Here is a 23,693-nt window from a genome sequence, read left to right on the forward strand (position 1 = left end):
TGCTTACGAACCCTGATCGTCATGACCGCCAGCGGACCAGGTCTGCCTGGCCCAGCAGGGTCCAGTAGTCGCCGGGCAGGTGTGCCCCGTCTGTGCACCCAGCTCGACAGTCGGACAGCCACCGACGTACGCGACGAGGCCGGCTAGTCGAAGAAGCGGGCCATGTGGCTGGCGGCCGGTTCCGGGTCGTCCACACCCAACGGGGTGAGATCAGCGAAGATCGACGCACCGTCGCAGCCGGCGTGCAGTGGATACCACCGCGGGGTGCCCGGCGGTCGCTGGCAGATTCCCTTGATCGTCTGTACGTCGAGCAGCCGTACGTGGGTCGGGTCGGCGACCGCGTTGACATGTTGCCACCAGGGGCTCATCACGTGCAGGACCCCGCCGGGCCGGAGCACCCGGTGGCACTCGTCCACCAGGACCAGGAAGTCGATCAGGTGCTCCAGGATGTGCACCGTGAAGATCACGTCCACCGAGTTGTCGGCGACCGGCAACGAGCGGGACAGGTCGGCCTGGGCGTGCACCCCCGGCGCGACCCGCAGGTCGAAGCCGAGATTGTCCGGGTACTGCTTGGCCGGGCCGCAGCCGAGATCCAGCACGATCGGCTGTCGCCCGCCGACACGTACCCGGGACCAGACCGCCAGCACCCCGTCCAGCCGCCCGACGAGTTGGCGTACCAGGCGGAGTTCCTCGGCGTCGGCGACGTCACCGGTCAGGTGCGCGACCCCCCGGTCGAACCGGACCTCGACCGCGTTGTCACGCAGCCGGTCGTCGTGTTTGACGAGGTCCGCGTACGCCTCGCTGAGGAAGTCGTCCACCGCCCGTAGTCGGGTGGCGGAGGGCGACGAGTGTGCCAGCGCGACCATTTCCGGTCACCTCCCGGCCGGGGCTACCCGGTTGCGCGCCGGTTACGCCTGGCGGCGGGCAACCTTTCAGCCCTTGCTCAGCTGGCCGTTCAGCTCTCGCTGAGCTGACCGGCGGTCACGTGGAGGTGCCGGTTGGTCTGCACCGCGTCGAGCATCCGCCGGTCGTGGGTGACCAGCAGCAGGGTGCCGGGGTAGGACGCCAGCGCCGACTCCAGTTGTTCGATCGCGGGCAGGTCGAGGTGGTTGGTCGGCTCGTCGAGGACGAGCAGGTTGACCCCGCGTGCCTGGAGCAGTGCCAGCGCCGCCCGGGTGCGCTCGCCGGGGGAGAGGGTGCCGGTCGGCCGTAGCACGTGGGCCGCCCGCAGGCCGAACTTCGCCAGCAGCGTCCGCACCTCCGCCGGTGTCGTCTCCGGTACGAGGGCACCGAAGGCGTCCAGCAGTGGCTGATCGCCGACGAACAGTCCCCGGGCCTGGTCGACCTCGCCGACCACCACCCCGGGACCGAGCGACGCGTGTCCCTCGTCCAGCGGCAGCCGACCCAGCAGCGCGGCCAGCAGGGTGGACTTGCCGGAACCGTTCGCGCCGGTGATCGCGACCCGGTCGGCCCAGTCCACCTGGAGGTTGACCGGGCCGAGGGTGAAGTCACCCCGCCGTACGACCGCATTGCGCAACGCCGTGACGACCGCTCCGGCGCGGGGTGCGGCGGCGATCTCCATCCGCAGTTCCCACTCCTTGCGCGGTTCCTCGACCACTTCCAGGCGTTCGATCAGCCGGTCGGTCTGCCGCGCCTTGGCGGCCTGCTTCTCGCTGGTCTCGCCCCGGAAGTGTGCGACGTTCTTGTCGTTGTCGGTGGCCTTGCGGCGGGCGTTGCGGACACCCTTCTCCATCCAGGCCCGCTGGGTCCGTGCCCGTGCCTCCAGGTTCGCCCGGGTGTCGGCGTACTCCTCGTAGTCCGCTCGTGCCTGGCGGCGGGCGATGTCGCGCTCCTCCAGGTAGGCGGCGTAACCACCGCCGTAGTGGCGGATCTGCTGCTGGGGCAGGTCCAGTTCGACGATCCGGGTCACCGTACGGGTCAGGAACTCCCGGTCGTGGCTGACCAGCACCGTCCCGGCCCGCAGCCCGGTGACGAAGTTCTCCAGTTGGCGTAGCCCGTCCAGGTCCAGGTCGTTGGTGGGCTCGTCGAGCAGGAAGATGTCGAAGCGACTGAGCAGCAGTGACGCCAGTCCGGCGCGGGCGGCCTGACCACCGGAGAGGGTGGTCATCGGCTGGTCGAGGTCGATCGTCAGGCCCAGTTCAGCGGCGATCTGCTCGGCCCGTTCGGGAAGGTCGGCACCGCCGAGCGCCAGCCAGCGGTCGAGCGCGGCCGGGTACGCGTCGTCCGCGCCGGCAGCTCCGACGGTGAGCGCCTCGGTCGCCGCGTCCAGCGCCGCCTGCGCTGCCGTGACACCGGTACGTCGGGCCAGGAACTCCCGTACGGTCTCGTTCGGCCGGCGGTCCGGCTCCTGCGGCAGGTGTCCGACGGTTGCCGTCGGCGGACTGAGCTGCACCGTGCCCTGCTCAGCCGGAGTGAGCCCGGCCAGCGTACGGAGCAGCGTCGACTTGCCTGCGCCGTTCGCCCCGACCAGGCCGATCACGTCGCCGGGGGCGACGACGAGGTCCAGACCGGAGAACAGGACACGATCGCCATGCCCGGCGGCGAGGTCCTTTACGATCAGCGTGGCGCTCATGAGGGCTCGATGTTACCGGGCACCCGGGAGATGTCGAGCGAATTGGTGCCGGCCCGGTGGGCAACGGGTGGGCCCGGCAGACTGTGCCTGTGGTGACCACTCTCGCGATCGACTGTGGCGGCGGCGGTATCAAGGGTTCGGTGCTCGACGAGGCAGGGACGATGCACGCCCGGCCGTTGCGGGTGCCCACGCCGTACCCGCTGCCACCCTCTCTCTTCATCAAGACCCTGTTAGATCTTGGTAGCCAGTTGCCGAGGGCTGACCGGGTGACCGTGGGAATGCCCGGCATGATCCGGCACGGGGTCGTGGTGTCGACCCCGCACTACGTCACCCGATCCGGCCCGCGGACGAGGGTCGACCCGGAACTGGTCGCCGAGTGGTCCGGCTTCGACGTACAGAGCGGTCTGACCGACGCCTTCGGTATGCCGGCGCTGGTGCTCAACGACGCCGAGGTACACGGTGCCGGTGTGGTCGCCGGTACCGGCCTGGAACTGGTGCTCACCCTCGGGACCGGGCTGGGATGTGCCCTCTTCGACGGCGGTGTGCTGGCGCCGCACCTGGAACTGTCCCAGGCTCCGGCGCGCTGGGGGATGAGCTACGACACCTACATCGGCGAACCGGAGCGCCGCCGGTTGGGCGACGCCTTCTGGTCCCGCCGGGTACGGGGCGTCGTCGACGGTCTACGACCGGTCTTCCTGTGGGACCGGTTGTATCTGGGCGGTGGCAACTCGCGGCTGATCCGGGCCGAGCAGGTGGCACGGATGGGCGACGATGTGGTGGTCGTACCCAACACAGCTGGCATCGTCGGTGGGGTCCGGGCCTGGGCGATCCGTCCCCGCTGACTTCCGATGACCGCCCGCCCTCCCGATCCCCATCAGTCCACCCTCCCGGGGCCACCCGATCCGTGATTCCGGGCCCGCACGGTGGGGAAGAGAGGGGCGGAAGATTCGCAGGGCTGGCGGAGTTTGTGCCAGCGTCGGTAGGACGTGGCACTACGAGGAGGTGGGTCGTGGATCTTCTGGCGGAGTACCGACGGGCGACCATGTTCTTCGAGGCAGGCGACCCGACCGAGGCAGCCCGGCTGTTGGAGCCCATCGTGGCGGCGGAGCCGGACAACGCTGCGGTACGCCAACTGCTGGCCCGGGCCTACTTCGGGTCCGCCCAACTCGGTCGGGCCGAGGAGCAGCTGCGGGCGTTGGTGGAACGGGACCCGAGTGACCACTACGCCCACCACGTGCTGGGCCGCACCCTGGAGCGGGTCGGGCGTACCTCCGAGGCGTTGCGGCATCTGCGGATCGCCGCCGCCATGCGCGCCGGGGACGAGGAGTACCTGACCGCGTTGCGTCGGGTGGAGAGTCGGGTCGGCAGCCGTCGCTGAGCGGGGGCTGCCGACCCGGTCGGCCTACGATTGGTCACCATGGGATCCGACCGACCGGTGGACAGGCGATGAAGCTCAAGCTCGACCTGCACGACATCTTCAACCGTGGCCACGACATCGATCGGGCGCTGCGCGGGATCATGGACGAGGCGGTGGCCAAGAAGGCGACCCTGGTGGAGATCATTCCGGGTAAGGGGTCGGGGCAGCTCAAGAAGCGGGTGTTGCGGTTCCTGGACCAGAAGGACGTCAAGCAGCTCTACCACCGGGTGGAGAAGGACTCCAAGAACTTCGGCCGCCTCTTCGTCCATTTCCGCTGGAAGTAAGTCCTTGGCGGTCGGTGGAAATAGTCGGGCCTACGACTGCACCGGGCTGGTCAGGTCCCACAGCTCGTTGAACTGCTCGATCCGTTCCCGTACGCGGTCCTCCTTCAGGACCAGGGTCGTCTTGGTCCAGAAGCTCGGAATGTCGCCGATTTGGGGTGCGGGGGTCAGCTCGTAACTGACGGACCCGTCGAAGATGGCGAGGTCCAGCAGGAAGTTCCGGCCCGGTGCCGATACAGCGGACAGATCCAGCACGCTTATCTCGACACCGGCCTCGATCTGCTGGCGGCAGACCTTCCCGAATTCGGCGTGACTGCCGCAGGCCGACTCGTCGGCCGGTGGGCCGGCTAGATCGGGTACGTACGGGCGACCGCCACCATTTCCGAACTGTGCGAGCCGACGATGCCGACGTCGGGCGGGCGCGGCCGGAAGCCCGGCAGGTCGGACAGTCCGTCACTGGCGTCCATCACCCGCAATCCGAGCTGTCCACCGGTCTGCCGTACCACCAGGGTGATCTCGATGCCCTCGGTCGGCGGGGCGTGGAACACCAGCCCGAAACCCCAGCGCTGCCCCTCCTGACCGGCCAGTGGCACCTCGCGACTGGCGACCGTGGCCCGCTCGACGGTGGCCGTGGCCGCGTCCACGTGCAGGGTGACCAGGCGTACCGCCCGCTGGGGACGCAGCCGTAGTTGCAGCGTACGTAGCCCGGCCGAGGTCGAGTCGGCGAGCTTCTCGATCGTCGGGGCCGGCAGGTTGGCCGACTGTGCCGCTCCGGTGCTCACCTGCCGGTCCGGGGCCAGGCCGAGCCCCGGGAAGTCGTCCCCGGCCGGGGCGGAGGTGTCGACGTACTGGGCGGTCCAGGGCTGCGGATCGGTTTCCCGGCTGATCCACCGGGCCTGACCGGTACCGGCGTCCAGGGCGTACATGAGGTGGGTTGGCACGGGGTGGGCGGCGTCGAAGCGGTCGACGGCGAGTCCGGTGCCGGCGAACACCACCGCCGCCAGTGCCGTGGCCAGTGCCGGGACCGCTGCGTACCGCCGGGCGCGTACCGCCGGCATGGCCCGCTGCCCGCCGGCCTCTGGATGCAGCAGGTCGATCACCGGCAGCGCGGCCAGGCCGAGCAGCACCGTGACCAGGGCAGCCACGCCGCCCATCGCCATGCCCAGGGCGGGGAAGAGCAGCACCACGGTCGGCAGCAGGATGAGTACGGCGACCGCCGCGCCCGCCGTACCGGCGACGACCGGCCACGGCCCGTTGGGCCGGGCCAGCAGCATCACGGCTCCGGCCACCGCGCCGGCCAGCGCCGGCAGCGTCGTCAGGTACGCCCCACCGGGGGTCACCGCAGCGAAGACCACACCGAGTACGGCCAGCCAGCCGAGCCCGCCGATGGCCAGCGCTGCCGGACCGGTACGGCGACGGGTCGACGCGTACCAGGCGAACAGGATCGCGGCGGCCAGTGCCACCACCGCCAGTCGATACCACTGTGGACGGTACGGATCGAGTAGTTCGGCGTAGCCGGGCCGGATCGCGGTGATCGCGGACCACAGCCCCTGGGCGGCCAACGGCGCGGCGACCAGTGGCACCAGGCCCAGCCCGAATCCGGCGGCCAACCGGGGCCACGAGGTGCGGCCCCTACGCCGGGCCAGCCAACCGAGCGCGCCGACGGCGACGACCGCCAGCAGGGCCAGCGGCCAGGTCAGCCAGCCGGGGTAGCGGACCAACCCGCCCGGCACCGGGAAGTAGGTGGCATCGCTGCCGGCGGACACCTCCGCCAGGTCGATCCGACCGAACTCGCGGGCCAGGGCCAGCGCGTTGTCACCGTGGTGTTGCAGGGTCGACCGGTCGACGGCGGCCGGAGTGTCCAACGGGGTGTGGTAGAGCGCCCCGCCGTCGATGTAGGCGGAGTTGAGGCCGGTGAATCCGTGGTCGAGGAAAGCGGTGAAGTCAGTGTCGTTGGGCAGGAGTCGGTAGATTTCCACCGCGAAGGACGTACCCACCGGATGTGGCGCAGCCCGGCCGAAGACATCCACCAGGCCGGCATTGCGGCGGGACGTCTCGAACATGATTACCGGGCCGCTGCTGCCCCGGGCCTCCAGGTTGAGCACCACGCCACCGTCGGCGGCCAGGGGGTGGCCGGCCGCGAACCCCTCCGCCCCGCACAGGCACGCCTCCTCGGCGTCGGTGAGCACGAAGACGATGTCGTTGCGGGGTTGGGGGCCTGCCCGCAGTGCCCGCGCCACTTCGAGGATGGTCGAGGTGCCTACGCCGTCGTCGTTGCCACCCGGTCCGACCTGCACCGAGTCGTAGTGCGCGACCAGGAAGACCCGACCGGTGGGGTTGCTGCCCGGCAGTTTGGCCACCACGTTGCGTACCCGCGCCAGGGTTGCGCCACCGGCGGCACCGCTCAACTGTCCCGCCTCGTCGGCGACCGTGTCCTGGATCTCCGTCTCCAGTCCGAGGCCACGCAGCACACCCTCGATGTGGGCGCGGACCTGGTCGTTGGCCGGGCTGCCGGCGACATGGGTCCGTTCGGCGACGACCCGGACGTTGTCGTACGCCCGTTCCGCGCTGAACTCGCCGGCGGGCGCGTCCGTGCCGAGCGGGGCCGGGGTACGCAGGTCGAACAGTGCGGCGGCACCGACCGCGACCAGCGCGGCCAGGGCCGCAACGGCGGCCAGACCGCGGCGCGCGGGGCGGGCCAGCGCCCGGTCGGCTGGCGGCTGTAGGGGGGCGCCCACGGTGCCTCCTGGGGGTGTCGGGGGTCACTATCCTGCCCAATGCGCGGGCGCGGTGGATTACCGCATGCGCGGTGGGTCGAATAGCGTGGAGCGTATGGCATCAGTACACGTGCCGGACCCGGTCGATGTCCTGCGGGACTTCTTCGAGCGGGTCTCGCCGTACGATCCCGATCCCGATGCCGCCCCGGTAGGGACGGTCGAGGTACGCAGCGGCTTCGACTCCGGGGCGTTTCCGCTCACATCGCACCTGGCCCGGGCGTTGGGCGAGGCACTGGCCGGCTACCGTGATCCGACGGACCGGGGTAGCTGTGCGGGCTGCGGTGGCCGACGATTGGACGAGAACCTGCACTGCCAGGACTGCGGTCGACTACACGGAGTGCTCGGCGCGGTGATGGCCGACCACGCGGAGCGGATCCGCCGGCAGAGCCAGCAGGCATCGTCGTCCCCGGCGGGCCGGGGCACGACGGAAGTTCCGGCTGGATGACACCCCGGGTGTCGGCGTGTCCGCCGTCGGCCGTTTTGTGCAGTCACATCCAGTGAGGCAGGATCAGCGGATTCACGACAAGCGGTTCGATATCGGCGGGAGCGAGGTGGCGACGTGACCGGCTCCTCTATCGCACCACGAACGGTCCTCCCGTACGGCGGTCCGGGAGGCGGGACACCGCTGTCCCGGGGTGAGCGGCTACGGGTCCTGCTCGTCGAGGACGACGAGGGGGACGCCTTCCTGGTCGGAGAGTTGCTGGCCGAGGTGGACGCGGCGATCGACCTGGTCGTCGCCACCAGCCTGAACCAGGCCCGGCAGCGGATCGCCGGTGTCGACTGTGTGCTGCTCGACCTCGGGTTGCCCGACGCGGAAGGACTCGACGGCCTGCGCCAGGTGCTCGGCATGTCCAGCCGGGCGGCGGTGTGCGTGCTCACCGGGCGTAAGGACGAGCACCTCGGCATCGAGGCGGTGGCCGAGGGGGCGCAGGACTACCTGGTGAAGGGCCAGGTCGACGGGGTGCTGCTGGCCCGGGCGCTGCGGTACGCCGTCGAGCGTAAGCGGGCCGACGAGAATGCCCGCCGGCTACGCGAGGTCGAGTTGCGCCAGGCGGAATCCGCCCGACTGGAACGTGGCCTGCTGCCCCAACCACTGATGGACACCGACCAGGTGGCGGTGCACACCTTCTACCGGCCGGGTCGGCATGCGGCACTGATCGGCGGGGACTTCTTCGACGTGGTGCAGACCACCCCGGACCGCGTCGACCTGATCGTCGGCGACGTGTGTGGGCACGGCGTCGACGAGGCGGCGCTCGGCGTCGAACTGCGGGTCGCCTGGCGGGCGCTGATGCTGGCCCGGGTCGCCGACGACGAGGTGTTGCCCGCGGTCGAGCAGGTGCTGACGAGTGAGCGTTCGGCACCCGAGATCTTCGCGACCGTGGCCGCCGTACGGTTGGATCTGGCGGCCAACCGGGCGACCGTACGGCTGGCCGGGCACCCGCCACCCCTGCTGCTCACCGAGGGAAAGGTGGCTCCTGTGCCGGCCCCGACCGGGCTGTTGCTCGGGGTGCAGCCCCGTCGCCCGGTCGCCTACGAGATGGAATTCGAGACGGAGGACTGGTCCCTGTTGCTCTATACCGACGGCCTCATCGAAGGACGGGTCGGCAGCGGAAGTGATCGACTCGATGTGCCCGGGCTGTGCGGTCTGCTCGGTGCCGGGGACGCCGGCGATGTGCCGTTGCGGGCCCTGCCGGGCTGGCTCGTCGGCCGGGCCGAGGAACTCAACGGCGGACCGCTGGCCGACGACGTGGCGATGCTGCTGGTCAGTCGGGGAGGGGGCCGGTGACGCGGCGGTTGCGGTTGTTGACGACCTGGGCCACCTGGACCCTGCATCGGCGGGTGACCGCGCTCTGCGTCGTCGTCGGACTGGTACTGACCGGTCTGGCGGCCGGAGGGGCCGGGGTGGCCGCCAAGAACCGGGACCATCTCGACATCCTGCTCAACAAGACCGGTCCGCTGCGGATCGAGGTGCAGGGGCTGCTCAACGCCCTGGTCGATCAGCAGACCGGGGTACGCGGGTACGCGGTGAGCGGGGTCCAGGCGGACCTCGCGTCGTACCGCAGCGGTGTCGAACAGGAACAGAACCTGATCGCGTCGATGGATGCCCTGCTCGACGGCCATCCGAACATCCGGCGTCAGCTGCACGTCGTACGGGACCAGGCACAGCGGTGGCGGGCCAGTGTCGCGGTCCCGGCCATCGAGGCGACCGGGACCAGCGGCCCGGAGGCGGGTCAGGCACTGCTCACCGGGCAACGGAGCCTGCTCTTCGACCAGCTGCGTCAGTCGGTGGACCGGCTGAGTGAACAGATCCTCCAGCTACGCAACCAGGTCGCCGACGACGCCCGGCAGACCGGCAACGCGCTGGTCGTGATGCTGGTCATTGCCGCGGTGGTCGTGCTGCTGGCCGGGACCGCCCTGCTGACGTCGCTGAACCGCCTGGTCATCGGCCCGGTGACCGGCCTGGCGGAGCAGGTCCGTGCGGTCGCCCGGGGCGACTACGAGCGCAGCATCGAGGTGTCCGGGCCGCCGGAGCTGGCCCGGCTGGCCCGGGACATCGAGGCGATGCGCCGGAAGATCTCCGCGGACCTGGCCGAGGTACGCGAGGCGCGTACCCGGATCGAGTGGGTCAACAGCCAGTTGGAGAAACAGGCCGAGGAGCTGGTCCGGTCCAACCGCGACCTCGAACAGTTCGCCTACGTGGCCTCCCACGACCTCCAGGAGCCGTTGCGCAAGGTGGCCAGCTTCTGCCAGTTGCTGCAACGCCGCTACGCGGGTCAACTCGACGAGCGGGCCGACCAGTACATCGCGTTCGCGGTGGATGGTGCCCAGCGGATGCAGCGGCTGATCAACGATCTGCTGGCCTTCTCCCGGATCGGCCGACTGACCAGCGGGTTCACCGACGTGGACCTGAACCGTCTGATGGAGGAGGTGGCCTCGCTCACCGAGGCGGCGCAGGAACGGGCGGACGGCGAGCTGACCTGGTCGGAGCTGCCGGTCGTCCGGGGCGAGGAGGCACTGCTGACCAATCTGCTGGTCAACCTGGTGAGCAACTCGTTGAAGTTCCGCCGTCCGGACGTACCGGCGAAGGTGCACGTCTCAGCCCGCCGGTTGGACGGCGAGTGGGAGATCACCTGCCAGGACAACGGCATCGGTATCGAGCCGGAGTTCGTCGACAAGATTTTCGTGATCTTCCAGCGGCTGCATCCGAAGGATGCCTACCCGGGTACCGGCATCGGCCTGGCGATCGCCAAGAAGATCGTCGAGTACCACGACGGCCGGATCTGGGCCGCCCCGATCGACGGGGAGGGTACGGCGGTCAAGTTCACCCTGCCGACGGCCGAGGCACTGGCTGACCAGCCCGCGCCACCCGAATTGACGGAGTTGGCGGAGCTGCCCGAGCCGGCTGGGTCGACCGACCGGCCCGAGACCGCCGAGCCGACCGACCGGCCCGAGACCGCCGAGCCGACCGACCGGCCCGAGACCGCCGAGTCGGCCGCCCGGACCGACCCCGGCGGGTCGGCCGAGCCGGGGGAGGCGGACGATACGGACAGGAAAGAGACCCCAACATGACCCAGCGGGATGAGGCGACACCATGACAGCCCCACCGGACGGCAAGAGCCCCATCGAGGTGCTGCTCGTCGAGGACGACCCGGGCGATGTGCTCATGACGCAGGAGGCGTTCGAGGAGCACAAGCTGCGTAACCGGCTGACGGTGGTGTCCGACGGCGCGGAGGCGCTGGCCTACCTTCGGCGCGAGGGCGAGTACGCCGACGCCGTACTGCCGGATCTGATTTTGCTCGACCTGAACCTGCCCCGGCGGGATGGTCGGGAGGTGCTGGCCGAGATCAAGAAGGACGATCAGCTCTGCCGGATTCCGGTGGTGGTGCTGACCACCTCGCAGGCTGACGAGGACATTCTGCGTAGCTACCAGTTGCATGCCAACGCTTACGTCACCAAGCCGGTCGACTTCGAACGCTTCATCGCTGTCGTGCGCCAGATCGATGAGTTCTTCGTGAGCGTGGTGAAGTTGCCGCCGCGTGGCTGACAGCATGCTCGACGAGGTTGGGGCGCTGCTGCGGGAGGCTGCGGCGACCGCGATCCTGCCCCGGTTCGGCCGGCTCGGCGGCTCCGACGTCGAGGAGAAGACCCCGGGCGAACTGGTGACGGTAGCCGACCGGGAGGCTGAGCAGATCATCAGCGCTGGGCTGCGGCGGCTGTTGCCCGGGTCCGTCGTGGTCGGTGAGGAGGCGGTGGCCGCCGACGCCGACGTGCTGACCCGCCTGCACGGTACGGCACCGGTGTGGCTGGTCGATCCGCTCGACGGTACGGCCAACTTCGCGGCTGGCCGTCGGCCGTTCGCGGTGATGGTGGCGCTGCTGCGGGACGGGGTCACCGAGGCGAGTTGGATCCTCGACCCGGTGGCGGACCGACTGGTGGTCGCGCGGGCGGGCGTCGGTGCGTACGTCGACGGGGTGCGGGTGCGGACGACGGACCCGGCGCCGCCCCGGGCGGACCTGCGAGGTGCGGTGCTGACCCGGTTCCTGCCGACGTCGTTGCAGGTCCGGGTCACGGCCGGTGCGGGTGGCCTCGGTGAACTGCTGCCCGGACACCACTGCGCAGGTCAGGAATATCCGGACATTGTGCTGGGTGTCCAGCACTTCGCCATCTTCTGGCGCACCCTGCCCTGGGATCACGCTCCGGGCGCGTTGTTGGTACGGGAGGCCGGTGGAGTGGTCCGCCGGTTGGACGGTGGCGAGTACGACCCGACCGACGAACAGTCCGGCCTGCTGGCTGCCGCGAATGAGCAAGTTTGGTCCGATGTGTACGAAGCGTTGCTGGCCGGTTCGGTCGACCCGGTAGATCCAGAAGTGTCGTGACGACAGGGCAGAAGTGCCGAAGCCACCGGGGGCGTACGGCGGTCCGTCGACCCGCTGACGTTCCGGTAGGCTGACGCGCGGTCTCCGCCAGACGGCGTCCAATCGGGTGCCGGCGGCGGCTTCCGCCGACCCGGTCAGCAGACCGCAGTAGGGGTGGGCGGCCGACGGAAGGAAACCCTCTTCGTGCCCAAGACGGCAGTCAACCGGCATCGCAAGTCGTGGCTGATCGTGGCGCTGCTGGCCGCGATGCTGTTCTCCCTGGGCGCCCCGGCGACACCGGCCGTGGCCGCCGTACCCAACCCGTCGCCCGGCGACGAAGGGGGCACCAAGAAGCTGCGCGACGCGCTCGAAGCAGCCTCCAAGGGATACATCGAGGCCAAGGACAAACTGGAGAACTCGCAGAAGCAGCAGGCTGCGTTGACTGAGGCGCTGAAGCGGATCGAGGCCAACCTGGCGAGCCTCACCGTAGAGGTGGGCGAGGTGGCCGAGCAGTCGTACCGGATGGGACGGCTGACTCCGACGATGCTGCTGCTCAACAGCGCCTCACCCGACGAGTTCCTGGAGCGGGCCGCGACGCTGGACCTGATGGCGCAGCGGGGCGACCGGAAGCTGCGGGCGCTCATCGAAGCACAGGACCAGTCGGCGCGGGCCAAGGCTGCCATCGACGCCGAGGTGGCCGCACAGGCCAAGCTCGTGGCCATCATCGCCAAGCAGAAGAAGGACGCCGAACGGGCCCTGGCCTCCGTCGGCGGAGGGAGCAGCGGCGGATACATCAACGCCAACTCGCCGCTGGCCAAACCCGCCCCCCGTAACTCCGACGGCTCCTGGCCGAAGGAGTCGTGCACGATCAACGACCCGACCACGAGCGGCTGCATCACCCCGCGCACCCTGCACGCCATGAACCAGGCCAAGGCCGCCGGATTCACCTGGTACGTCTCCTGCTATCGCAGCGGTGGCGGCGGTGAGCACCCGAAGGGCCGGGCCTGTGACTTCGCGTCCGCCAAGAGCGGCTTCAAGAACTCGTCGGCGACCGGAGCCGAGCGTACGTACGGCAACAACCTGGCCGCCTACTACGTCAAGAACGCCAGTCGGCTCGGTGTGCTCTACGTGATCTGGTACCGGCAGATCTGGATGCCCAGCACCGGCTGGCGGGCCTACAACGGCAACGGCACCCCGGCCGGCGACCACACGAACCACGTTCACCTCTCGATGATTTGACCTGCGGGCCGGTGGCGCTGCGTACCATCGCTGCGATGGACACGTCACCACCGAACGTCGCTGACACCGGCCCGCTGTCCGACCGCCAGGCGACCAGGCCCCGACCGCTGCCGTCCGCCCTCGCCGCCGTACTGGTCTTCCTCTCCAGCGGCGCGGTCCTCGTCCTGGAGACCGCGTCGCTCCGGCTGGTCGGCCCGTACATCGGAGTCACCCTCCAGGTCACCAGTTCGGTGATCGGCGTGGCCCTGGCCGCCATCGCGTACGGTGCCTGGCTCGGCGGCTGGATCGCCGACCGGCGGGACCCGCGTCCCCTGTTGGCGCCCGCGCTGGTGCTGGCCGGGATCGCCACCGCCGTCACCCTGCCGCTGGTCCGCTATGCCGGCGAGGTGCTGCGCGGCGGCGCGACCGCCGGCATCCTGCTGCTGACCGCGTTGGCGGTGTTCCTGCCGGCGGCGCTGCTGTCCGCCGTCACCCCGATGGTGGTCAAGTTGCAGCTCGGTGACCTGCGCCGGACCGGTCAGGTGGTCGGCCGGCTGTCAAGCATTGGCACCCTGGGCGGCATCACCGCGACCCTGGGCACCGGGTTCGTGCTGGTCGCTGCCCTACCGAGCACCGCCATCATGGTCGGTCTCGCCGTGCTGCTCGGGCTGACCGGTCTCGCGCTCGGTGTCTACCTGCACCGGCAGAACCGGACCGAGGTGCCGGGACGGCCCAGGGTACGGGCAGCCGCTGCGGTCCTGGGGCTGGTCGGCGCGGGACTGTCGGCGGTGGCCCCCAACCCGTGTGACGTGGAGACGGCCTACCACTGTGCCCGGGTGGTGACCGACCCGGACCGGCCGACCGGCCGCCTGCTGCTGCTCAACTCGGCGCAGCACTCGTACGTCGACCTCGCCGACCCGACCCACCTGGAGTTCGCCTACACCCAGTGGATCGGGGCGGTCGCCGACGTGCTGGCACCGCCCGGTGCCCGGCTGGACGCCCTGCATCTCGGCGGCGGCGGCTTCACGGTGCCGCGCTACCTGACCGCCACCCGCCCCGGCACCGACAACCTCGTCTACGAGATCGACGGTGAACTGGTGAAGCTGGTCCAGCGGGAGTTGGCCGTACCGACCGGGCCGCAGTTGCGTCCGGTCGTCGGCGACGCCCGGATGCTCGTCGCCGCCCGGCCGGACGACAGTGCGGACCTGGTGGTGGGCGACGCGTTCGGCCACCTCGTGGTGCCCTGGCACCTGGCCACCCGGGAGATGGCCGCGCAGGTACGGCGCGTCGTCCGGCCCGGCGGCATCTACGCACAGAACGTGATCGACTATCCGCCGCTGCGGTTCATCCGGGCCGAGTTGGCCACCGTCGCCGCCGAGTTCGCCCACGTCGCGCTGGTGACCGGGAAGGACGCGCTGACCGAGAGCCAGGGGGCGAACTTCGTCATCGTGGCCTCCGACCAGCCGCTGCCGATCGCTGCGCTGACGGATCGGCTGGCCGCCGTGACCGACGAGCCGACCATGGTGCTGTCCGGCGCGGCACTGGACGAGTTCGTCGACGACGCACTCGTGCTCACCGACGAGTACGCCCCGGTCGACCAACTGCTGGCCACCACCTCCTGACCCGGCCCCTTCTTGCCTGACCCTGCCCCTTCTTGCCTGCGGCGGTCAGGACATCGCCGAAAAGGCCTGCACCTGGTCGATCGCCCCCTCCACGATCAGGATGCTGTCCGGGGCCAGCACGGTGTCGGGACGGGTGTGGGCGAACTTTCCGTCGGGGCCCTGGACGCCGATCACCGTGACGCCGTACCGCTCGCCCAGTCGGAGTTGCGCCAGCGGCTGACCGGTCATGGCGCGCGGCACCCGGGTCTTGGCGAGGGCGAAGTCCGGGCCGATCTCGACGAAGTCGAGCATCCGGCTGACGATGAGATGGCCGATCCGCTCGCCCATCTCGGCCTCGGGGAAGATCACGTGCGCGGCCCCCATCGCGGTAAGGATCTTGGCGTGGGCGTTCGACGACGCCCGCGCCCAGATCTCGGAGACCTCGATCTCGGTCAGGGCCAGTACGGTCAGCACACTGGCCTGGACCGCACTGCCGAGCGCCACCATGACCCGGTCGAAGTCCGCCACGCCGAGTTGCCGTAGCGCCGTCTCGTCGGTGGAGTCGGCCTGCACCACGTGCGTCAGCTGCTCCGACATGGTCTGGACGACCTTCGGGTCACTGTCGATGGCCAGCACGTCGTGTCCGAGCTGGGTCAGGGTGAGTGCCACGTTGGCGCCGATGCGGCCCAGGCCGATCACCACGACACCGCCGGGTGCCGGGAGTTGCTTCTTCCTTCTAGCCGACAATGGGGCGCTCCTCTGGATATCGGTACAGCCGGTGCCGGGTGTTCAGGGCGATCGCGGACGCGGCGAGGATGGTGCCGAGCCGGCCGACGTACATCAGGACGATCAGGGTTACCTGGCCTGCGGCCGGTAGGTCGCCGGTGACGCCGGAGCTGAGCCCGGCGGTCGCGAAGGCCGAGACGACCTCGAACAGGGCCCAGTGGAACCGCAGGCCCCTGGTGAACGTCAGCAGGAGCAGCGTGCCCATCACGGCGATCGCAACGCCGATCAACGCGATCGTGATGGCCTGGCGCTGGGTGGCGGTGGGAATGCGACGTCGTCCGATCACCACATCCGGTTCACCCCGGATCTCGGCCCAGATCACGAAGGCCAGCAGGAAGAAGGTGGTGACCTTGATGCCGCCGGCGGTGCTGGCGCTGCCGCCGCCGACGAACATCAACCCGATGGTGATCGCGATGGTCTCGTCGTGCATCAGGCTGTAGTCGACGCTGTTGAAGCCGCCGGATCTCGGCATGGCCCCCTGTACGAAGGCGGCCAGCACCTTCGTCGGCACGTTCAGCGGGCCGAAGGTACGGACGTTCGTCCACTCGATGGCCAGCATGGCGACGAACCCCACCACCAGCAGGGTGATCGAGCCGCCCACGGTCAGCCGGGTCTGCACCGACCAGCGGGACGGCTGCCGCCACTGTCGTTGCAGCTCGAAGATCACCGGGAAGCCGATCGAACCGCCGATCACGCCCAGGGTGATCGGCAGGCAGATCCACCAGTCACCGACGAAACCGGTGAGGCTGTTGTCGAAGATGGCGAATCCACAGTTGTTGAACGCCTGGACGGCGTGGAAGACGCCGTACCAGAGCGCGCGGCCCGGCGGGTAGTCGTACGCGCCCCACAGCCGGCCGGTCAGCACGAGCGCGATGAGCGTCTCGCAGACCAGGATGATCAACGCGCCCCGGATGAGCAGCAGCCGTACGTTGCCGAGGCTCAACCCACTGCTCTCCGCCTGTAGTAGCAGCCGGTTGCGCAGCCTGAGCCGCTGGGAGACCAGCAGCGCCAGCAGCATCGAGAGCGTCATGATCCCGTACCCGCCGATCTGGGTGGCTACGGTGATCACCACGTGGCCGAACGTCGACCAGTACTCCGGGGTGTCGGTGACGTTCAGGCCGGTGACGCAGACCGCCGACGTGGCGGTGAACAGTGCGGTGAGGAACGGCGCATGCCCCTCGCCGGCCCGGGAAGCGGGCAGCATCAAGACGGCAGTCGCCACCGCGATCGCCCCGAGGAAGGCCAGTGGTACGGCCCGGACCGGGTACCGCAGGGCGGGTGCCAGCAGCCGCCGAGCCTTCACCCGCCCTTGAGTATCACGGGATCAGCGCGGCATTCGGTGCAAGCCGGGAGATTCACCCGTACGCCTCTGGGGGTTGCCCGTCCGACGTCGGAGGGAGACGCGGGTCACACCGGTTCCTGTCACATCTCGCCGAGCTGACCCGTCAGTGCTGTGTAACCAGCAGCAAGGGCAGAGGAGCTCACCATGGACGCTCGCTTGAACCTCTTCGGCAACCCGTACGCAGCCAAGATCCTGAAGCACATCACCTCGGCCGGCAAGGTGCTCGCGGACTCGACGCTGCCAGCCACGACGCAGGAACTGGTGAAGATCCGCGCCAGCCAGATCAACGGCTGCGGCTTCTGCGTCGACATGCACACCAAGGAAGCGGCGCACGCCGGAGAGACCTCGGTACGCCTCAACCTGATCGCTACCTGGCGGGAGGCCACGGTGTTCACCGAGGCTGAGCGCGCGGCGCTGGAGTTGGCGGAGCAGGGCACCCGGATCGCCGACGGGGCCGGTGGCGTCCCGGACGAGGTCTGGGCGAATGCCGCCAAGCACTACGACGAGGACCAGCTCGCCGCCCTGGTGTTCGGCATCGCGATCATCAACGCCTTCAACCGGGTGAACGTCATCATCCAGCAGCCCGCCGGGGCGTACCAGGTTGGCCAGTTCGGATAACGGGGGTTGCGCCAACCAGGGGACGGCGGCCCTGGCCGGTCGAGGACCGGTCAGGGCCGTCTCGGTATCCAGCCGAGGAAGCGCTGGAAGAGGACCCCCGGCTCCGGACCCTCGTACGGGTGGAGCCGGTGGAGGTCGGTGACGGCGGCGGTGTAGAGCGCCGCCAGATGGATGCTCAGCGCGATCCTGTCCCGCCCGAACTCGTGCAGCAGCAGTAACCGGGCCTGGCCGCACGGCCACGGGGCGGCGCAGGTGCGGCAGAGCCAGGAGGGCAGCACCGGAGGGTGTGGTCGGGCGGCCGGTGGGGGTGGCATCAGTTCGCCGGACCTCGGGTCAGGCGGGCCGGTGGCGTCTGTGCCGGGGCATCCGGTGGGGGCGGGCAGGGGCAGCCGCACCGGGACCGGTACGGCGGGGGTTTCACCAGTTGGTTGCTCCGGTGCCGGGCACAGCCGTGTACGGCGTCCGGGTCGGGCTGGTTCAGGCACCAGGCGCAGGAGGGCGGCCCGAGGCAGTGCCGTACGGGTTCGGGGACGAAGGTGGGCAGTGCGTACCGGCGGATGGCGACCTGACGATGGTTGCCGGCGTCCCGGTCGGGGTGGATCAGGACGCCCGACGCCATGATCCAGTCGGCGGGCGGTGGGCCGCCGTCGTCCTGCCCGAGATCGTCCTCCCGGACGTCGTCGACGCGGAGGTGGAGGACCCCGTCCCCGTAGTGATACGGGGACGGGCCAACCAGATAGAAGTACGCCTCGACGTGGATCTCGTCGCCGGGGAGTAGCAGCCTCTCAGTCGGGTGCTTCCTCCACATCAGATGGAACGGCGATTCGACATGTGTCGGCGGATCGACGATTCCACGGGCCCTGCTGAAGCGGTCTGCGAATCTGGCTCGGATTCCGTTTCCGGCAGAGGACCGTGAGCCCTGTCGCGGTCGTTGGCGGGTTCGGCGTCCTGGTTGCCTGGCGATTGTGCCGGCCGGTGTGGAATTGGTTCGTAGTCGCCGCTGTAGGGCATGACGAGTCCCTTCGGGAAGTGGTTGGAGTGGGGGCCACCGCGCTGATCGTGGGGGACATCGGCGGTGGCCCCGCATCGGATCCGGTCCCTGTGTGGCCTTGCCGAACCACCCGCATCCGATAGAGACATGTTGGTGCCCGACCGACTACTCTCGGAATACCCAATTGCCGTCCGCGCAGTTCTGGTGGCTATACGTGTGCGCCCGGAATTCGGGGCGGCAGATCCGGGGAGAATCTGGGCAGAGTTTGGGGGATCGATGAGCGTAGCAATGGAGTACATCCTGGAGGAGTTACGGCATGCGCGTACGTCACGTGGTCTCAGTCAGGAGGAGTTCGGCAAACTGATCCAGTTCTCGGCGTCGCATGTGAGTAGCGTCGAGACCGGCCAGCGGCCACCCACCGTCTCCTACATGGAGGCCGTGGACGCCGGCTTGCAGACCGGGGGTCTCTTCCTGCGGATGCTCAAGAAACTGGCGGAGTTGGAGGCCACCCCGATCTGGTTGCGCGAGTGGATCGTCTTCGAGCGCGAGGCGACCACCCTGCGCTGGTTCGAGCCGCTGGTCATTCCGGGTCTGTTGCAGACCGAGGCCTACGCGCGGGCGACGCTGGCCGGTGGCCGGTTCACCGCCGAAGAGGCGGAGCAGCAGCTCGCAGCCAGGCTGGAACGTCAGGCGGTCCTGGACCGCGACAATCCACCGCAGTTCATCGCCGTGATCGACGAGGCGATCCTGCGCCGGCCGGTGCCGGAGCATCCAGGGCTGATGGCGGAGCAGTTGGAGCGGCTGGTGACGGACGCGGAGCGGGAGTACGTCCAACTGCACGTCGTGCCGGCCGAGGGGATCTACCTCGGACTGGCTGGCCAGTTCATCATCGCCGACCTGCCCGATGGCGGCAGGGTCGCCTATGCGGACAACCAGCTCCGCGCACAGATCGTGGACGATTCGATGGACATTGCTAGGCTGACCAAGACGTGGGAGGCGGTCCGCTCCATCGCGCTTCCCCGCCGCCAGTCAATCGACCTGATCAAGGAGGTGGCGAAGACATGGACATGACCGTCGCCGAGTGGCGGAAGTCGACCCGCTCCAGCGGCAACGGCGGGGCGTGTGTCGAGGTTGCCGACAACCTGCCCGGTGTGGTCCTGGTCCGCGACACCAAGGACCGGGATGGCGGCACGTTGACCTTCGGTCCGGACGCCTGGCGGGCCTTCGTCGGCTTCGCCAAGCAGGCCTGACGACAGACTTCGCAACGCCCCCGTTCCGGTTCTCACGGGTTCTAGCGATCCCCGCAACACCCTGGGCTTCAGGGGGTTGCGGGGATCGTGCTTTCACTGGCGGAGTTGCGGGTTGGGTTCTTCGAGGCGCTGGACCGTGAAGACGGCAACGTTTCGTTGGCTGCCCGGTGGTAGGGGTGAACCGGAACACAGCGTTCGGTTGGGTGCGGAAGGCTGGCCAACGAGCGTTTGCGGTGGCTGTGCGATGCTCTGCCGTCGTGGGAGAGGTGGCATGGTGCCAGAGGGGGCTTGATGAAGGGACGCCGGTGGGATGTCGTCGGCCTGATTGTCACTGCCTTTGCGACATAGCCTTGCCGCCGGTGGCCGAGCCCGACTACCTCCCGCTGTCATGAGTCTGGGAATCATCGGTCAAGCGGCGGCTCTGTTCGCCGTCACCAACATCGACGACATCCTGATCCTGGCTCTGTTCTTCGCTCAGGGGGCGGGACACGCCAAGGCGACCAGGAACATCGCCGCAGGCCAGTACCTCGGGTTCGCCGCCATTCTCGCCGTCGCCGTGGCAGCCGCGTTCGGTGCCACGTTCCTGCCGGAGCAGGCCGTTCCCTACCTCGGCCTGCTGCCCCTCGCCCTGGGCGTCAGAGCCGCGATACAGGTCTGGAAAGACTGGCGCGAGGGCTCAGCCGAGGAGGCGGGCGTGCCAAAGGCCGCCGCCGGCGGGCCCAAGGCCTTCGAGGTGGCGGCGGTGACGTTTGCCAACGGCGGTGACAACATCGGCGTCTACGTTCCCGCCTTCGCCGCCGGAGGCATCGGCGGCATGAGCCTCTACGTGATTGTCTTCCTCATCCTGCTAGCCGTCTGGATCGCAGCAGGTCGTTTCCTTGCCACCCGGCCCATCATTGCCAGAACCCTCAGTCGGTGGGGCCATATCCTGCTCCCCGTCGTCCTGATCGGCATCGGCCTGCTCATCCTCGTCGAAGGAGGTGCCTTCGGCCTGTAAGCGTTGCTTCACGACGCGCGGCCTGCGGCAGACCCGGATACGGGGTGTCGAGGTGGCCGGGCGGTATAGGTTCGGGTTCGGCGCGATGAGCTGGTGAGTGAGCAACTGCGACGGTGATCGCCGGCACCACCTCGGGTACATCAAGGCGGATGACCCTCGCCAGCGAACGTAGGAGGAGAACGCAATGCGGGCGATCCAGAAGGTCCGCCATCGACAGGCCGACGTCAACGGTCTTGAGGTGTTCTTCCGCGAGGCCGGGCGCCCCGGCCAGTCGGCGGTACTGCTGCTGCACGGCTTCCCCAGCTCGTCGCACACATTCCGCGAAGTAATGCCCACACTGGCCGACGTCGCGTACGTGATCGCGCCCGATCTGCCCGGCTTCGGCATGTCTTCGTCGCCATCCATCGGCGAGTACGACTACACATTCGAGAACCTTTCGTGGGCGATCGAGAACCTACTCGACCAGCTCGGGGTCGAGCGCTTCTTCGTCTACCTGCACGACTTCGGCGCACCGGTGGGATACCACCTGGCCACCCGCGCCCCGAATCGCATCCGGGGCCTTATCGTCCAGAACGGCAACGCGCACGAGGACGGCCTCGGCGAGCAGTGGGACAGTGCCAAGGCCTACTGGGCCGACCCGAGCGACGCCAGGCGCGCCGAACTGCCGGACTGGTTGAATTTCGCCGGCACCCGTGACCAGTACCTCGCCGGGCTGCCCGAGTACCTGCGCGTGCTTGTCGCCCCCGAGTCGTGGCATCTCGACTGGGAGCGCATGAGCCGCCCCGGCAACATCGACGCGCAGTTCGCGCTGTTCAGCGACTACGCCAACCACGTCGCCCGCTTCGGTGAGCTCGCTGAGTACCACCGGGTCCACCAGCCGCCGGCGCTAGTGCTGTGGGGACGGCGCGACGCCTATTTCGACATCGACGAGGTCCTCGCCTACCACCGCGCCCTCGACCGCATTGACGCGCACATCTACGACGGCGGGCACCTTCTGTTGGAGACGCACGCGGCTGAGTGCGCCGAGCTCATGCGGGGTTTCGTGCTCGACAACGCTTGAGCTGATTCGCCGCTGCGCATGGACCGCCTCGAATTGGAGCTTGCCTTGGGCAGGGGCAGGGGCAGGGGCAGGGGCCGGGGGCGGAAGCCGAATGGCTCGCGGTAGCTGGGTGTCTGTCACGCAGGGGTACCGGTCGGGTTTGCCGCACCCGTGTCGCGTAGTTGTCGTCGCTTTCGCCAAGACCGGCTTTGAGTACCTGAACAGCTTTGAGTACCTGAACAGGTGGTGGGTGTCCTCAGTCCGTTAGCCCGGGCACCCTGTCGAGCTGGGCGCACCAGCGGGGCAGCCGCACTGCCATCGACGGCCACAGCCCACCGGAGCCGTCGGTAGCCGCGTCGCCCCGCCGGTAGCCGCGTCGCCCTGTTGGTAACGGCGTCGACCTGCCGGTAGCTGCGTCGACCTGCCGGTAGCTGCGTCGCCCTGTTGGTAACGGCGTCGACCTGCCGGTAGCCGCGTCGCCCTGTTGGTAACGGCGTCGACCTGCCGACAACCGCATGACCGAGGAGATATCCGTTCGGGTCGACGCCGCGATGGGCGCACAGGCGAGGCAGCTCGACAGCCTCCGGATCAGCGTCCCTGACCATCAGGAAGGACTCGGACGCGCTCGACGACCAGCAACGCACCGGCGTGGGGCTCAAGACCGCCACCCGCCACGGCGAGAACACCACCGGCCAGATGCGCTGCGCCCCCACCTCGCAACGATGCGGGGGCGTGACGGTGAGTGGGGTGATGCCGCGCCGGACTGTCGTGTGCGGATGTGCCACGTCGACGCGGCACATCCGACCGTCAGGGACCCCCGTGCCGGGACGGGGCGCCGTGCTCGGGCAGGACCCGGCACAGCACCGCCGCGACCGCTCCGGTCAGGATGCCGACGATGATGCCGGTGGCGAGGCTAGACAGCACCGCCACGGCTCGCAGCACCACCTCCTGCACGGTCGGGTCCACATCGGCGAGGTTGCCGCCCAGGGCCGGGCCGTTCCCGTCGTATGCGCCCGTCCACAGCAGTTGGTGGCCGGCGGCCAGGAACAACCCGTAGATCGCGCCGATGACCACCATGGTCAGGAACGGGCGCGGTGGCCGTCGCCAGAGCACCACGGCGAGCCAGCAGATCGGCGGCCCGAACACGAGCAGGGCGTTGACGGGCGAGCCCTCCTGCACGAGGTCGAGGTCGTGCAGGACGACCCGTGGCGCGGCCAGCGCGGCGAGCCCGACCAGCACCGGCCACGAGAACCCGAGCGGGCGCGACCCTCCGGTCATCGGGCACCCCCCGTCCGGGCGGAGGCGGGCGTGACCATGACGGTGGGGGCGGTCGTACCGGTGGGCGTGGTCGTACCGGTGGGCGTGGTCGTACCGGTGGGGGCGGTCGTACGGGCCCAGCGGATCAGTGCGGTGAAGGCGAGCACGGCGGTCACCGCCCCACCCGCGAGGCGTACCCAGTGGCCGGTGACGAACTCGTCGGCCACTTGGCGCAGGTATTCGGCACTGTGGGTGCCGACCGGGTCGACGAACATGATCTCGTTGCGGGGCCAGAAGAACACCGCCGAGAACAGGAACTCGCACAGGAAGAACGTCGCCGTGGCCGCCGCGATCCACCAGCGCAGCCGTGGGTTGCGCCAGGTCAGCAGCAGCGTCGCGATGCTGCTGACGACCACGCTCGCGCCGAGCGGCGGGAAGTAGTCGCTGGGGCCGCCCGCGACGACGAACTCGCGTGCACGTTCCAGCGACGCGGGCGGGTCGACGAAGATGTTGGGGTACAGCATCACCGTCTCGGCGGCGACGCCGCCGAACGACAGCATCGACGTCCAGACCAGGGCAGTCAGCGCAACCCAGGTCAGCCTCTTCGGCAAAATCCGGGTCAGCCTCTTCGGCAGCATGCGGGTTCCTTCCGGGGTCATCGCGCCGGGCC

The 23,693-nt window shown here is 69.4% G+C and carries 25 protein-coding genes; 15 read left to right on the forward strand and 10 right to left on the reverse strand.

All coding sequences use genetic code 11. The features are described 5' to 3' along the window. Positions 1–143: 143 nt before the first annotated feature. Together ACFQ4H_RS02570 and ACFQ4H_RS02575 are read right to left on the reverse strand one after the other, a co-directional pair. Positions 144–866 carry a methyltransferase domain-containing protein gene (locus ACFQ4H_RS02570; RefSeq protein WP_377566478.1) on the reverse strand — a complete coding sequence of 241 codons (723 nt, stop codon included), beginning with the start codon at positions 864–866 and terminating at the stop codon, positions 144–146. An 89-nt stretch (positions 867–955) separates the two neighbouring features. After that, the gene (locus ACFQ4H_RS02575) at positions 956–2,593 is read right to left on the reverse strand and encodes an ABC-F family ATP-binding cassette domain-containing protein (protein WP_377566480.1); all 1,638 of its coding nucleotides are present in this window, start codon (positions 2,591–2,593) and stop codon (positions 956–958) included. Between the two features lie 89 nt (positions 2,594–2,682). Here ACFQ4H_RS02575 and ACFQ4H_RS02580 point away from each other — a divergent pair, with 89 nt between their 5' ends. The 3 genes from ACFQ4H_RS02580 to ACFQ4H_RS02590 all read left to right on the forward strand — a co-directional run bounded on the left by ACFQ4H_RS02580 (position 2,683) and on the right by ACFQ4H_RS02590 (position 4,294). After that, positions 2,683–3,435 carry an ROK family protein gene (locus ACFQ4H_RS02580; protein WP_377566482.1) on the forward strand — a complete coding sequence of 251 codons (753 nt, stop codon included), beginning with the start codon at positions 2,683–2,685 and terminating at the stop codon, positions 3,433–3,435. Between the two features lie 167 nt (positions 3,436–3,602). Beyond that, positions 3,603–3,971 carry a tetratricopeptide repeat protein gene (locus ACFQ4H_RS02585; RefSeq protein ID WP_377566484.1) on the forward strand — a complete coding sequence of 123 codons (369 nt, stop codon included), beginning with the start codon at positions 3,603–3,605 and terminating at the stop codon, positions 3,969–3,971. Between the two features lie 68 nt (positions 3,972–4,039). Beyond that, the gene (locus tag ACFQ4H_RS02590; protein WP_091649947.1) at positions 4,040–4,294 is read left to right on the forward strand and encodes a Smr/MutS family protein; all 255 of its coding nucleotides are present in this window, start codon (positions 4,040–4,042) and stop codon (positions 4,292–4,294) included. Between the two features lie 30 nt (positions 4,295–4,324). Here the strand turns inward: ACFQ4H_RS02590 and ACFQ4H_RS02595 are convergent, their stop codons facing one another. Beyond that, positions 4,325–4,546 (reverse strand): hypothetical protein, encoded by a 222-nt coding sequence (locus tag ACFQ4H_RS02595; RefSeq protein ID WP_377566486.1) that lies wholly within the window; start codon positions 4,544–4,546, stop codon positions 4,325–4,327. Positions 4,547–4,638: 92 nt separating this feature from the next. Beyond that, entirely contained in the window at positions 4,639–7,029 is a 2,391-nt protein-coding gene (locus ACFQ4H_RS02600; RefSeq protein WP_377566488.1) for a M28 family peptidase, read from the reverse strand. Between the two features lie 94 nt (positions 7,030–7,123). Here ACFQ4H_RS02600 and ACFQ4H_RS02605 point away from each other — a divergent pair, with 94 nt between their 5' ends. The 7 genes from ACFQ4H_RS02605 to ACFQ4H_RS02635 all read left to right on the forward strand — a co-directional run bounded on the left by ACFQ4H_RS02605 (position 7,124) and on the right by ACFQ4H_RS02635 (position 14,764). Then, a complete protein-coding gene (locus tag ACFQ4H_RS02605; protein WP_377566490.1) occupies positions 7,124–7,513 on the forward strand; it encodes a hypothetical protein in 390 nt (129 codons plus the stop codon). 114 nt (positions 7,514–7,627) lie between these two features. After that, positions 7,628–8,854 (forward strand): PP2C family protein-serine/threonine phosphatase, encoded by a 1,227-nt coding sequence (locus tag ACFQ4H_RS02610; protein ID WP_377566492.1) that lies wholly within the window; start codon positions 7,628–7,630, stop codon positions 8,852–8,854. Beyond that, positions 8,851–10,638, forward strand: coding sequence for a sensor histidine kinase (locus ACFQ4H_RS02615; RefSeq protein WP_377566494.1), 1,788 nt, complete (start codon positions 8,851–8,853; stop codon positions 10,636–10,638). Before ACFQ4H_RS02610 ends, ACFQ4H_RS02615 begins: the two co-directional genes overlap by 4 nt. A 22-nt stretch (positions 10,639–10,660) precedes the next feature. After that, positions 10,661–11,113, forward strand: a complete 453-nt coding sequence (locus ACFQ4H_RS02620; protein ID WP_377566496.1) for a response regulator — start codon at positions 10,661–10,663, stop codon at positions 11,111–11,113. Beyond that, positions 11,106–11,945: an inositol monophosphatase family protein gene (locus ACFQ4H_RS02625; protein ID WP_377566498.1), complete on the forward strand. Its 840-nt coding sequence runs from the start codon at positions 11,106–11,108 to the stop codon at positions 11,943–11,945. The genes ACFQ4H_RS02620 and ACFQ4H_RS02625 overlap by 8 nt, the downstream gene beginning before the upstream one ends. A 246-nt stretch (positions 11,946–12,191) precedes the next feature. Beyond that, positions 12,192–13,163, forward strand: coding sequence for a coiled-coil domain-containing protein (locus ACFQ4H_RS02630; protein WP_377566668.1), 972 nt, complete (start codon positions 12,192–12,194; stop codon positions 13,161–13,163). A gap of 35 nt (positions 13,164–13,198) precedes the next feature. Further along, positions 13,199–14,764 (forward strand): fused MFS/spermidine synthase, encoded by a 1,566-nt coding sequence (locus ACFQ4H_RS02635; RefSeq protein WP_377566500.1) that lies wholly within the window; start codon positions 13,199–13,201, stop codon positions 14,762–14,764. Between the two features lie 45 nt (positions 14,765–14,809). Here ACFQ4H_RS02635 and ACFQ4H_RS02640 read toward each other — a convergent pair whose 3' ends face one another. Both ACFQ4H_RS02640 and ACFQ4H_RS02645 read right to left on the reverse strand, forming a co-directional pair. Further along, on the reverse strand, positions 14,810–15,490 hold the full coding sequence (locus tag ACFQ4H_RS02640; RefSeq protein WP_377566502.1) for a potassium channel family protein: 681 nt from the start codon (positions 15,488–15,490) through the stop codon (positions 14,810–14,812). Continuing rightward, the gene (locus ACFQ4H_RS02645) at positions 15,480–16,814 is read right to left on the reverse strand and encodes a TrkH family potassium uptake protein (protein ID WP_377566670.1); all 1,335 of its coding nucleotides are present in this window, start codon (positions 16,812–16,814) and stop codon (positions 15,480–15,482) included. Before ACFQ4H_RS02645 ends, ACFQ4H_RS02640 begins: the two co-directional genes overlap by 11 nt. Before the next feature lie 201 nt (positions 16,815–17,015). Between ACFQ4H_RS02645 and ACFQ4H_RS02650 the strand changes: the two genes are divergently transcribed. Beyond that, positions 17,016–17,489, forward strand: coding sequence for a carboxymuconolactone decarboxylase family protein (locus tag ACFQ4H_RS02650; RefSeq protein ID WP_377566504.1), 474 nt, complete (start codon positions 17,016–17,018; stop codon positions 17,487–17,489). A gap of 50 nt (positions 17,490–17,539) precedes the next feature. Here ACFQ4H_RS02650 and ACFQ4H_RS02655 read toward each other — a convergent pair whose 3' ends face one another. Together ACFQ4H_RS02655 and ACFQ4H_RS02660 are read right to left on the reverse strand one after the other, a co-directional pair. After that, positions 17,540–17,803: a hypothetical protein gene (locus tag ACFQ4H_RS02655; RefSeq protein WP_377566506.1), complete on the reverse strand. Its 264-nt coding sequence runs from the start codon at positions 17,801–17,803 to the stop codon at positions 17,540–17,542. Further along, complete coding sequence (locus ACFQ4H_RS02660; RefSeq protein WP_377566508.1) at positions 17,803–18,297, reverse strand: hypothetical protein; 495 nt, start codon at positions 18,295–18,297, stop codon at positions 17,803–17,805. The genes ACFQ4H_RS02655 and ACFQ4H_RS02660 overlap by 1 nt, the downstream gene beginning before the upstream one ends. Before the next feature lie 459 nt (positions 18,298–18,756). Here ACFQ4H_RS02660 and ACFQ4H_RS02665 point away from each other — a divergent pair, with 459 nt between their 5' ends. The 4 genes from ACFQ4H_RS02665 (at position 18,757) to ACFQ4H_RS02680 (ending at position 21,787) form a co-directional block, all read left to right on the forward strand. Next, positions 18,757–19,551, forward strand: coding sequence for a helix-turn-helix domain-containing protein (locus tag ACFQ4H_RS02665; RefSeq protein ID WP_377566510.1), 795 nt, complete (start codon positions 18,757–18,759; stop codon positions 19,549–19,551). After that, complete coding sequence (locus ACFQ4H_RS02670; RefSeq protein ID WP_377566512.1) at positions 19,542–19,730, forward strand: DUF397 domain-containing protein; 189 nt, start codon at positions 19,542–19,544, stop codon at positions 19,728–19,730. Before ACFQ4H_RS02665 ends, ACFQ4H_RS02670 begins: the two co-directional genes overlap by 10 nt. Positions 19,731–20,118: 388 nt before the next feature. Further along, entirely contained in the window at positions 20,119–20,727 is a 609-nt protein-coding gene (locus tag ACFQ4H_RS02675) for a cadmium resistance transporter (RefSeq protein ID WP_377566514.1), read from the forward strand. 184 nt (positions 20,728–20,911) lie between these two features. Continuing rightward, on the forward strand, positions 20,912–21,787 hold the full coding sequence (locus ACFQ4H_RS02680; RefSeq protein WP_377566516.1) for an alpha/beta fold hydrolase: 876 nt from the start codon (positions 20,912–20,914) through the stop codon (positions 21,785–21,787). Between the two features lie 786 nt (positions 21,788–22,573). Here ACFQ4H_RS02680 and ACFQ4H_RS02685 read toward each other — a convergent pair. Together ACFQ4H_RS02685 and ACFQ4H_RS02690 are read right to left on the reverse strand one after the other, a co-directional pair. Then, on the reverse strand, positions 22,574–23,044 hold the full coding sequence (locus ACFQ4H_RS02685) for a hypothetical protein (RefSeq protein WP_377566518.1): 471 nt from the start codon (positions 23,042–23,044) through the stop codon (positions 22,574–22,576). Continuing rightward, complete coding sequence (locus ACFQ4H_RS02690) at positions 23,041–23,661, reverse strand: DUF1772 domain-containing protein (RefSeq protein WP_377566520.1); 621 nt, start codon at positions 23,659–23,661, stop codon at positions 23,041–23,043. The genes ACFQ4H_RS02685 and ACFQ4H_RS02690 overlap by 4 nt, the downstream gene beginning before the upstream one ends. Between the last annotated feature and the right edge of the window lie 32 nt (positions 23,662–23,693).

The organism is Micromonospora sonneratiae, assembly GCF_042679305.1.
Taxonomy (GTDB): Bacteria; Actinomycetota; Actinomycetes; order Mycobacteriales; family Micromonosporaceae; genus Micromonospora_H; species Micromonospora_H sonneratiae.

Excerpts from the sequence above, each read along its gene's own strand:
- ACFQ4H_RS02570 (WP_377566478.1), bottom strand. The coding sequence starts at position 866 with ATGGTCGCGCTGGCACACTCGTCGCCCTCCGCCACCCGACTACGGGCG.
- ACFQ4H_RS02575 (WP_377566480.1), bottom strand. The coding sequence starts at position 2,593 with ATGAGCGCCACGCTGATCGTAAAGGACCTCGCCGCCGGGCATGGCGAT.
- ACFQ4H_RS02590 (WP_091649947.1), top strand. The coding sequence starts at position 4,040 with ATGAAGCTCAAGCTCGACCTGCACGACATCTTCAACCGTGGCCACGAC.
- ACFQ4H_RS02605 (WP_377566490.1), top strand. The coding sequence starts at position 7,124 with ATGGCATCAGTACACGTGCCGGACCCGGTCGATGTCCTGCGGGACTTC.
- ACFQ4H_RS02620 (WP_377566496.1), top strand. The coding sequence starts at position 10,661 with ATGACAGCCCCACCGGACGGCAAGAGCCCCATCGAGGTGCTGCTCGTC.
- ACFQ4H_RS02630 (WP_377566668.1), top strand. The coding sequence starts at position 12,192 with ATGCTGTTCTCCCTGGGCGCCCCGGCGACACCGGCCGTGGCCGCCGTA.
- ACFQ4H_RS02635 (WP_377566500.1), top strand. The coding sequence starts at position 13,199 with ATGGACACGTCACCACCGAACGTCGCTGACACCGGCCCGCTGTCCGAC.
- ACFQ4H_RS02650 (WP_377566504.1), top strand. The coding sequence starts at position 17,016 with ATGGACGCTCGCTTGAACCTCTTCGGCAACCCGTACGCAGCCAAGATC.
- ACFQ4H_RS02655 (WP_377566506.1), bottom strand. The coding sequence starts at position 17,803 with ATGCCACCCCCACCGGCCGCCCGACCACACCCTCCGGTGCTGCCCTCC.
- ACFQ4H_RS02660 (WP_377566508.1), bottom strand. The coding sequence starts at position 18,297 with ATGTGGAGGAAGCACCCGACTGAGAGGCTGCTACTCCCCGGCGACGAG.
- ACFQ4H_RS02665 (WP_377566510.1), top strand. The coding sequence starts at position 18,757 with ATGAGCGTAGCAATGGAGTACATCCTGGAGGAGTTACGGCATGCGCGT.
- ACFQ4H_RS02670 (WP_377566512.1), top strand. The coding sequence starts at position 19,542 with ATGGACATGACCGTCGCCGAGTGGCGGAAGTCGACCCGCTCCAGCGGC.
- ACFQ4H_RS02675 (WP_377566514.1), top strand. The coding sequence starts at position 20,119 with ATGAGTCTGGGAATCATCGGTCAAGCGGCGGCTCTGTTCGCCGTCACC.
- ACFQ4H_RS02680 (WP_377566516.1), top strand. The coding sequence starts at position 20,912 with ATGCGGGCGATCCAGAAGGTCCGCCATCGACAGGCCGACGTCAACGGT.
- ACFQ4H_RS02685 (WP_377566518.1), bottom strand. The coding sequence starts at position 23,044 with ATGACCGGAGGGTCGCGCCCGCTCGGGTTCTCGTGGCCGGTGCTGGTC.
- ACFQ4H_RS02690 (WP_377566520.1), bottom strand. The coding sequence starts at position 23,661 with ATGCTGCCGAAGAGGCTGACCCGGATTTTGCCGAAGAGGCTGACCTGG.